This is a genomic window from Streptomyces sp. NPDC058092, from assembly GCF_042884935.1.
In the GTDB taxonomy this organism is placed as follows: domain Bacteria; phylum Actinomycetota; class Actinomycetes; order Streptomycetales; family Streptomycetaceae; genus Streptomyces.
The window spans coordinates 480844-489386 of sequence record NZ_JBHVSY010000002.1 but is presented as its reverse complement, the minus strand read 5'-3'; the positions used below and the strand labels follow the sequence as shown (position 1 = coordinate 489386).

7 protein-coding genes are annotated in these 8543 nt (G+C 67.0%); 3 read left to right on the top strand and 4 right to left on the bottom strand.

What is annotated here, in order from left to right; genetic code table 11:
- Window positions 1–143: 143 nt before the first annotated feature.
- Both grpE and dnaK read right to left on the bottom strand, forming a co-directional pair.
- The gene (gene grpE, locus ACFVV1_RS05995; RefSeq protein WP_389985050.1) at window positions 144–794 is read right to left on the bottom strand and encodes a nucleotide exchange factor GrpE; all 651 of its coding nucleotides are present in this window, start codon (window positions 792–794) and stop codon (window positions 144–146) included.
- Complete coding sequence (gene dnaK, locus ACFVV1_RS05990) at window positions 791–2644, bottom strand: molecular chaperone DnaK (protein WP_389985047.1); 1854 nt, start codon at window positions 2642–2644, stop codon at window positions 791–793. The genes grpE and dnaK overlap by 4 nt, the downstream gene beginning before the upstream one ends.
- 358 nt (window positions 2645–3002) lie before the next feature.
- On the opposite strand from dnaK, the gene ACFVV1_RS05985 reads away from it, so the two are divergent.
- The 3 genes from ACFVV1_RS05985 (at window position 3003) to ACFVV1_RS05975 (ending at window position 7187) form a co-directional block, all read left to right on the top strand.
- Entirely contained in the window at window positions 3003–3707 is a 705-nt protein-coding gene (locus ACFVV1_RS05985) for a sugar transferase (RefSeq protein ID WP_389985044.1), read from the top strand.
- A 102-nt stretch (window positions 3708–3809) separates the two neighbouring features.
- A complete protein-coding gene (locus tag ACFVV1_RS05980; protein WP_389985041.1) occupies window positions 3810–6077 on the top strand; it encodes a (Fe-S)-binding protein in 2268 nt (755 codons plus the stop codon).
- Window positions 6078–6248: 171 nt separating this feature from the next.
- The gene (locus ACFVV1_RS05975) at window positions 6249–7187 is read left to right on the top strand and encodes a Yip1 family protein (RefSeq protein WP_389985038.1); all 939 of its coding nucleotides are present in this window, start codon (window positions 6249–6251) and stop codon (window positions 7185–7187) included.
- 138 nt (window positions 7188–7325) lie between these two features.
- On the opposite strand, the gene ACFVV1_RS05970 is transcribed toward ACFVV1_RS05975, so the two are convergent.
- Together ACFVV1_RS05970 and dcd are read right to left on the bottom strand one after the other, a co-directional pair.
- Window positions 7326–7826: a phosphoribosyltransferase gene (locus ACFVV1_RS05970; protein WP_389985035.1), complete on the bottom strand. Its 501-nt coding sequence runs from the start codon at window positions 7824–7826 to the stop codon at window positions 7326–7328.
- Window positions 7827–7832: 6 nt separating this feature from the next.
- Window positions 7833–8408 carry a dCTP deaminase gene (gene dcd / locus ACFVV1_RS05965; protein ID WP_072487843.1) on the bottom strand — a complete coding sequence of 192 codons (576 nt, stop codon included), beginning with the start codon at window positions 8406–8408 and terminating at the stop codon, window positions 7833–7835.
- Between the last annotated feature and the right edge of the window lie 135 nt (window positions 8409–8543).

Here is an 8543-nt window from a genome sequence, read left to right as displayed (position 1 = left end):
CGCCGGGTGTCTTTTTTTTTTGCCTTCCCGCCCCTTTCCTTGGTCCACTCCCCCCCCCCCCCCGCGGGCGGCGCGCCGGGGCCCGCGCCGTGGGCCCCGGCCCCAAGGCCGGGCGGTGGGCCGCGAGGTGGTCAGACGGGATGTCAGACCTCCTCGGTGCCACCGCTCTCCTCGTCGGTTGCCTTCTCTTCCTTGGCCGCGGCCGGTGTCGCACCCGGCTGGGGTTCGGCCACCGCCACCCGCGCGGGGCGGATGGTGCGCTCGCCGATCCGATACCCCGGCTGCAGGATCGCCACGCAGGTCGTCTCGGTGACATCCGGCGCGTACGAGTGCATCAGGGCTTCGTGGATCGTCGGGTCGAAGGGCTCGCCCTCCTTGCCGAACTGCTGCAGGCCCAGCTTGGCGACGACCGTCTCCAGTGATTCGGCCACCGACTTGAACCCGCCCACGAGCTCGTTGTGATCCCGGGCCCGGCCGACGTCGTCGAGCACGGGCAGGAGCTCGGACAGGAGACCCGCTACTGCGATCTCCTTGACCGTGGCCCGGTCCCGCTCGACGCGACGGCGGTAGTTCTGGTACTCGGCCTGGAGCCGCTGGAGGTCGGCCGTGCGCTCGCTGAGCGCGGTACGGACCTGGTCCAGCTGTGCCGTCAGACCGACTGTCTGTGCTCCGTCCCCGGCCGCCGGCGCCTCCTCCTCCGGAGAGGAGGGGGCATCCTTCGGCTCAGCTCCGTCGGAGGCAGCGCCGGAGGGGACGTCGGGCTTCTCCTCGAAGCCCGGAGTCTCCTCGGTCACACCGCACCGCCCTTCGCGTCCTTCTCGTCGTCCACGATCTCGGCGTCGACGACGTCGTCGTCCGCCTTGGCCTGCTGGGCGCCCGGCTGCGGGGCGCCCTGCGGGCCGCCGTCGGCCTGGGCGTTGGCGTACATCGCCTGGCCCAGCTTCTGGGAGACGGCAGCGACCTTCTCGGTGGCGGTACGGATCTCGGCGGTGTCCTCGCCCTTGAGCTTCTCCTTCAGCTCGGTGAGCGCGGTCTCCACCTCCGTCTTCACGTCACCGGGGACCTTGTCCTCGTTGTCCTTGAGGAACTTCTCCGTCTGGTAGACGAGCTGCTCGCCCTGGTTGCGGGCCTCGGCGGCCTCGCGGCGGCGGTGGTCCTCCTCCGCGTACTGCTCGGCCTCCTCACGCATCCGGTTGACCTCGTCCTTCGGCAGCGAGGAGCCGCCGGTGACGGTCATCTTCTGCTCCTTGCCGGTGCCGAGGTCCTTGGCGGCGACGTGCATGATGCCGTTGGCGTCGATGTCGAACGCGACCTCGATCTGCGGGACGCCACGCGGGGCCGGCGGCAGGCCGGTCAGCTCGAACATGCCGAGCTTCTTGTTGTACGCCGCGATCTCGCGCTCGCCCTGGTAGACCTGGATCTGGACGGACGGCTGGTTGTCCTCGGCCGTCGTGAAGATCTCGGAACGCTTGGTCGGGATCGTGGTGTTGCGCTCGATGAGCTTCGTCATGATGCCGCCCTTGGTCTCGATACCGAGGGACAGCGGGGTGACGTCGAGCAGCAGGACGTCCTTGACCTCGCCCTTGAGGACACCGGCCTGGAGCGAGGCACCGATGGCGACGACCTCGTCCGGGTTCACACCCTTGTTGGCCTCCTGGCCACCGGTCAGCTCCTTGACGAGCTCGGCGACGGCCGGCATACGGGTCGAGCCACCGACGAGAACGACGTGGTCGATCTCGGTGAGCTGGATGCCCGCGTCCTTGATGACGTTGTGGAACGGCGTCTTGCAGCGGTCCAGGAGGTCAGCGGTGAGCTGCTGGAACTGCGAGCGCGTGAGCTTCTCGTCCAGGTGCAGCGGGCCCTCGGCGGACGCCGTGATGTAAGGCAGGTTGATCGTCGTCTCGGTCGAGGACGAGAGCTCGATCTTCGCCTTCTCCGCGGCCTCGCGCAGACGCTGGAGCGCCATCTTGTCCTTGGACAGGTCGACGCCGTGCCCATTGGCGAACTGCTTCACCAGGTAGTCGACGACGCGCTGGTCCCAGTCGTCACCACCGAGGTGGTTGTCACCGTTGGTGGCCTTCACCTCGACGACGCCGTCGCCGATCTCCAGCAGCGATACGTCGAACGTGCCGCCACCGAGGTCGAAGACGAGGATCGTCTGGTCGTCCTTGTCGAGCCCGTACGCCAGCGCGGCGGCCGTCGGCTCGTTGACGATACGCAGGACGTTCAGGCCCGCGATCTCGCCGGCCTCCTTCGTCGCCTGACGCTCGGAGTCGTTGAAGTACGCGGGAACGGTGATGACCGCGTCGGTCACCTTCTCACCCAGGTACGACTCGGCGTCCCGCTTCAGCTTCTGCAGGACGAAGGCGCTCATCTGCTGCGGGTTGAAGCTCTTGCCGTCCAGGTCGATCTTCCAGTCAGTGCCCATGTGGCGCTTGACCGAGCGGATGGTCCTGTCGACGTTGGTCACTGCCTGACGCTTGGCGACCTCGCCGACCAGCACCTCGCCGTTCTTCGCGAAGGCGACGACGGACGGCGTGGTCCTGGCGCCCTCTGCGTTGGTGATGACGGTGGGCTCGCCGCCTTCGAGAACGCTGACGACGGAGTTAGTCGTGCCCAGGTCGATGCCGACCGCACGTGCCATTTCAATTCCTCCAGCTTGACTACTTGAGTGCAACTCACTCAAGGATGCACGACACCCGTCCCACTGTCAACAGACTTGAGTCGAGCAGACTCAACTATCGTGCACGCCTCTCGCGCGCACCGAGAGATGACCAACGACACCCAACGACACCCACCCGCTCTGCGGGCCGGGCAGCCCGCACCCATCATCGCGTCATGGGATCGTTCTGTCACAAAATGCCGCGAGTCACGTAAAACCGGCAACCGATCCGCTCGATCCGCCCGACCCCAGGCAGGTGCGAACGATGCAGAGGCAGAGGCAGAGGCAGAGACAGTGGCAGGGCCAGAGACATGGACAAGGACGGAGACAGGCTGCATGGGTGCGGCGATGCCGGTGGCGGTGGCAAGGGCAGTGGCGACTGCGGGCACGGGCGCGGCAGTGGCCGCCGGCACGGCAATGGGCGTCCGCACGGCACTGGGAGCGGCCGTCGGCCAAGCGCGTACTGGATCTGACCCTCGGCTCGATCCTGCTGGCCCTGGCCGCCCCCCTGCTCGCCGCGGGCACGCTCGCCCTCGCGGCACGGCGACCCCGCGGCGGGGTGCTGACCCGGTCACCCCGGATCGGCCTGAACGGCCACCTCTTCGTACTGTGCTCGCTGCGCACCCGGCGGCTGCGGCTGGATCTGCTCTCCCGGCTGCCGCACGTCGTACGGGGAGACCTCTCCCTGGTCGGGCCGGAACCCCTGGCACCGGGCGACGACCGGGCCGCCGGAGCTGTCGGACCGAGTACTGCCGACACCCCCGCATCCGCCACCGACCCCGCCGCGAGACACTGGCGGCAGGAACTGAAACCGGGCCTCACCGGCCTGGCACAGGTACGTTCCCGTTCCGGAATGCCGTGGGACGAGCCCGCCCTGCTCGACCAGCACTACGCCGAGCACCACTGGGTGGGACTCGACCTGGCCATCCTGGCGCGAGCCGTGCACGCTCCCCTGCACCGAGCGGTGCACGGACTCACCCGGTGCGGCAAGGCACACCTGAGCGACACAGATCACCGCCGGTGCGGCTACAGCGCGGCGGAATAAGTGGATAGTGTCAGCACAGACTGATTAAGTTACTGCTTAGTAATTGCCAGTATTCCCTTGTAGACGCTGGATCCCACCCTCGCAGGCCCGAGGAGCCCCCAAATGCAACTCGCCGCGATCATCGTGTCGCTGGTGCTGACTGTGGTCGGCGTTGCGCTCATCGCCCGAGCCGTCGCGCAGATCTACCGGTTCGTCACGCTCGGACAGCCGGTCCCGGCAGGCAGCCGCACCGACAACCCGAAGCAGCGCACGATCACCCTGGTCAAGGAGTTCCTCGGCCACACCCGGATGAACCGGTGGGGGATCGTCGGCTTCGCGCACTGGTTCGTCGCCATCGGCTTCCTGACGCTGCCGCCGACGCTGCTCCAGGCATACGGACAGCTCTTCAAGGCCGACTGGATCCTGCCGATCATCGGCAACTGGCTGCCGTTCGAGATGTACACCGAGTTCATCGGTCTGATGACGACGGTCGGCATCCTCGTGCTGATCGCCATCCGGCTGCTGAACCTGCCGTCCAGGGCCGGCCGCAAGTCCCGTTTCGCGGGCTCCAAGGCCTGGCAGGCGTACTTCGTCGAGTACGTCATCCTCGGCATCGGTCTGGCGATCCTGACCCTGCGCGGTCTTGAGGGCGCGATCCACCATGTCGAGGGCTACGAGGCCGCGTACTTCATCTCGTACCCCTTGGTCCTCGCGTTCAAGGGCCTCGCGCTCGGCACGCTGCAGAACCTCATCTACTTCACCGCGATGGTCAAGATCGGCATCTCGCTGATCTGGATGATCACGGTCTCGCTCAACACCAACATGGGTGTCGCCTGGCACCGCTTCCTCGGCTTCCCGAACATCTGGTTCAAGCGGAACGCGGACGGCTCGGTCGCGCTCGGTGCACTTCAGCCGATGACGTCCGGCGGCAAGGAGATCGACTTCGAGGACCCGGGCGAGGACGACGTCTTCGGTGTCTCCCAGGTCGAGCAGTTCTCCTGGAAGGGCATCCTCGACTTCTCCACGTGTACGGAGTGCGGTCGCTGCCAGTCGCAGTGCCCGGCCTGGAACACCGGCAAGCCGCTCTCCCCGAAGCTCCTGATCATGTCCCTGCGCGACCACGCGCACGCCAAGGCCCCGTACCTGCTGGCCGGCGGCGGCAAGGACATGGAGGGCAACGAGAAGGCGTCCGAGGAGCAGCTGAAGGACGTCCCGGCTGCGGCTCTCGCGGAGGCCGGGCGACCGCTCATCGGCACGGTCGAGGAGAACGGCGTCATCGACCCGGACGTGCTGTGGTCCTGCACCACCTGCGGTGCGTGCGTGGAGCAGTGCCCGGTCGACATCGAGCACATCGACCACATCGTCGACATGCGCCGCTACCAGGTGATGATCGAGTCCGCGTTCCCGTCCGAGGCGGGCACGATGCTCAAGAACCTGGAGAAGAAGGGCAACCCCTGGGGGCTCGCCAAGAAGCAGCGCGTCGAGTGGACGAAGGAAGTCGACTTCGAGGTCCCGATCGTCGGCAAGGACGTCGAGGACCTGTCGGAGATCGACTACCTCTACTGGGTCGGCTGCGCGGGCGCTCTCGAGGACCGCGCCAAGAAGACCACCAAGGCCTTCGCGGAGCTCCTCCACATCGCGGGCGTCAAGTTCGCGATCATGGGCGGCGACGAGAAGTGCACGGGTGACTCGGCCCGCCGCCTGGGCAACGAGCCGCTGTTCCAGCAGCTCGGCCAGGAGAACGTCGCGATGCTGAACATGGCGTTCGGCGAGGACGACGACGCCCCGGAGACGAAGAAGCCGAAGTCGTCGAAGAAGATCGTCGCGACCTGCCCGCACTGCTTCAACACCATCGCGAACGAGTACCCGCAGCTCGGCGGCGAGTACGAGGTCATCCACCACACCCAGCTGCTCCAGCACCTCATCGACGAGGGCAAGCTGATCCCGGTGACGCCGGTCGAGGGCCTGATCACGTACCACGACCCGTGCTACCTGGGCCGTCACAACAAGATCTACACCCCGCCGCGCGAGATCATCGCGAAGGTCCCGGGCCTCAGGAACGAGGAGATGCACCGCCACAAGGAGCGCGGCTTCTGCTGCGGCGCCGGTGGTGCCCGGATGTGGATGGAGGAGCGGATCGGCAAGCGCATCAACAACGAGCGCGTCGACGAGGCTCTGTCGTTGAACCCCGACATCGTCTCCACCGCCTGCCCGTTCTGCCTGGTCATGCTGACCGACTCGGTCAACGGCAAGAAGAACGACGGCAAGGCGAAGGAGTCGATCCAGGTGGTCGACGTATCGCAGCTGCTGCTGGACTCCGTGAAGACCCCGGCCGACCCGGCCGGGGAGACGGAGACGGCGGACGCACCTGAGCCGGAGCCGGTGAAGTAGCTCGGGCTGTCGTGCGACAGAAGCGGCCGGACCTGCCTCGGGGGCAGGACCGGCCGCTTCTGCTTCTACCCCCTGGACATCCCCTAGGGGATGTCACAGCTCGGCCGCAATGGCGGGCGGGTTTCCCAGGCCCTCTCACCGCACCCGCGCGGACCAGGTACGTTCGATGACGTGGCTGGATTCAGGATCGGACGCGGCCGGGACAACCGCACCCCGCAGCAAGCGCAGCAGCAACCGCGGCAGCAGCCGTACGGCACACAGGCACCACCGCCGTACGGGCAGCAGCCATGGCCGCCGACGGGAGGCAACGGCGCCCCGCCCCCGTACAACAACGGCGGCTACGGCAGCGGCAGCGGCAGCGGCAGCGGCTACAACGGCAGTGGCGGCCACGGCGAACCGGAGTACTTCGGCGACCCGTACCAACAGCCCCACCACCCCCACGGATCACCCCAGCAGGGCGACCCGTACGCCAACTCCCCCGGCCACACCCAGGCGTTCAGCATCGGCGAGGACCCGTACGGCGACGGCAACACCTACCGCGCCGGCCAGGCCCCCGCCCAGCCCTCCGGCCCGCGGCTGCCGTGGAAGGACCTGCTCGCCGGCATCGTGCTGCGCCCGGGACCGACGTTCTGGCAGATGCGCGACTACCCGGTCTGGGGCCCGGCGCTCATCGTCACGTTCCTGTACGGCCTGCTCGCCCTCTTCGGCTTCGACCAGGCCCGGGACGACGCGATCCACGCGACGATCTCCACGGCGGTCCCCTACGTCGTCATCACCGGCATCTTCTTCGTCATCGGCGGCCTGGTCCTGGGCGCGGTCACGCACACCCTCGCCCGCCAGCTCGGGGGCGACGGCTCCTGGCAGCCGACCGTGGGCCTCTCCATGCTGATCATGTCGATCACGGACGCCCCGCGCCTGATATTCGCGCTCTTCCTCGGCGGCGAGAACTCCCTGGTCCAGGTCCTCGGCTGGATCACCTGGCTGGCCTCTGCCGCGCTCTTCACCTCGATGGTGAGCAAGTCGCACGACCTGCCGTGGCCGAAGGCGCTGGGCGCGTCCGCGATCCAGCTGATCGCGCTGCTGTCGATCATCAAGCTGGGCACGATCTGACACCCTCGCCCGCGCAGATACGAAAGAGCCCCTGGTCCCAGGACCAGGGGCTCTTTCGTATCTTCAGAGGCCAGGAGCACGCACACGCGTCACACGCCACGCGCCACGCGTCACACGTCACACGCCACGCGCCACGCGTCACGCGTCGAGAACCTGCCCGCTGCGCCGTACGACGGGCTTGTCCACGCTCCACGGGAAGTTGATCCAGCGATCGGTCTTCTTCCACACGTATTCGCACTTCACCAGCGAATGCGACTTCTCGTATATGACCGCGCTGCGCACCTCGGCGACATGGTCGATACAGAAATCGCGCACCAGCTTCAGCGTCTTCCCGGTGTCGGCGACGTCGTCGGCGATCAGAACCTTCTTGTCCGAGAAGTCGATGACATTCGGAACGGGCGCCAGCATGACCGGCATTTCCAGGGTGGTACCCACCCCGGTATAGAACTCCACATTCACCAGATGAATATTCTTGCAGTCCAAGGCATAAGCGAGCCCGCCCGCGACGAACACTCCGCCCCGCGCGATGCTCAGCACGACATCGGGCTCGAACCCGTCGTCGGCAACGGTCTGCGCCAGCTCACGCACGGCATGACCGAAACCCTCGTACGTCAGGTTCTCCCGCATCTCACCGTCCATCCGGCATCACACCTGGGTCCGGTGGAAATTCATGAACGACCGCGACGCGGTCGGCCCGCGCTGGCCCTGGTACCGCGATCCGTACCGCTCGGAGCCGTACGGGAACTCCGAGGGCGAACTGAGCCGGAACATGCACAGCTGTCCGATCTTCATCCCCGGCCACAGCTTTATCGGCAGCGTCGCGAGATTCGACAGCTCCAGGGTCACGTGTCCGGAGAAACCGGGGTCGATGAACCCGGCGGTCGAATGCGTCACAAGACCGAGCCGCCCCAGCGAACTCTTGCCCTCCAGCCGCGACGCGAGATCGTCGGGCAACGAGATGACCTCGTACGTCGAAGCGAGCACGAACTCACCGGGGTGCAGGATGAATGCCTCGTCCCCGTCCGGCTCGACCATGCGCGTCAGATCGGCCTGCTCGACGGCTGGATCAATATGTGGATAGCGGTGGTTCTCGAACACCCGGAAGTAGCGGTCGAGCCGCACATCGATGCTCGACGGCTGCACCATCGACGCATCGAACGGATCAATGCGTACACGTCCGGCGTCGATCTCGGCCCGGATGTCCTTATCTGAGAGAAGCACGCCCCGAGGATACGCAGAACGCGCGGGCCCACCCCAATCCGGGACCGCCCCGCGCGCCTGACACCGCTCCTACCGCTGCTCGAACACCACAGGCACGGCATGCCGCAGCCGCGCACAACGAGGACAGCGAATGAG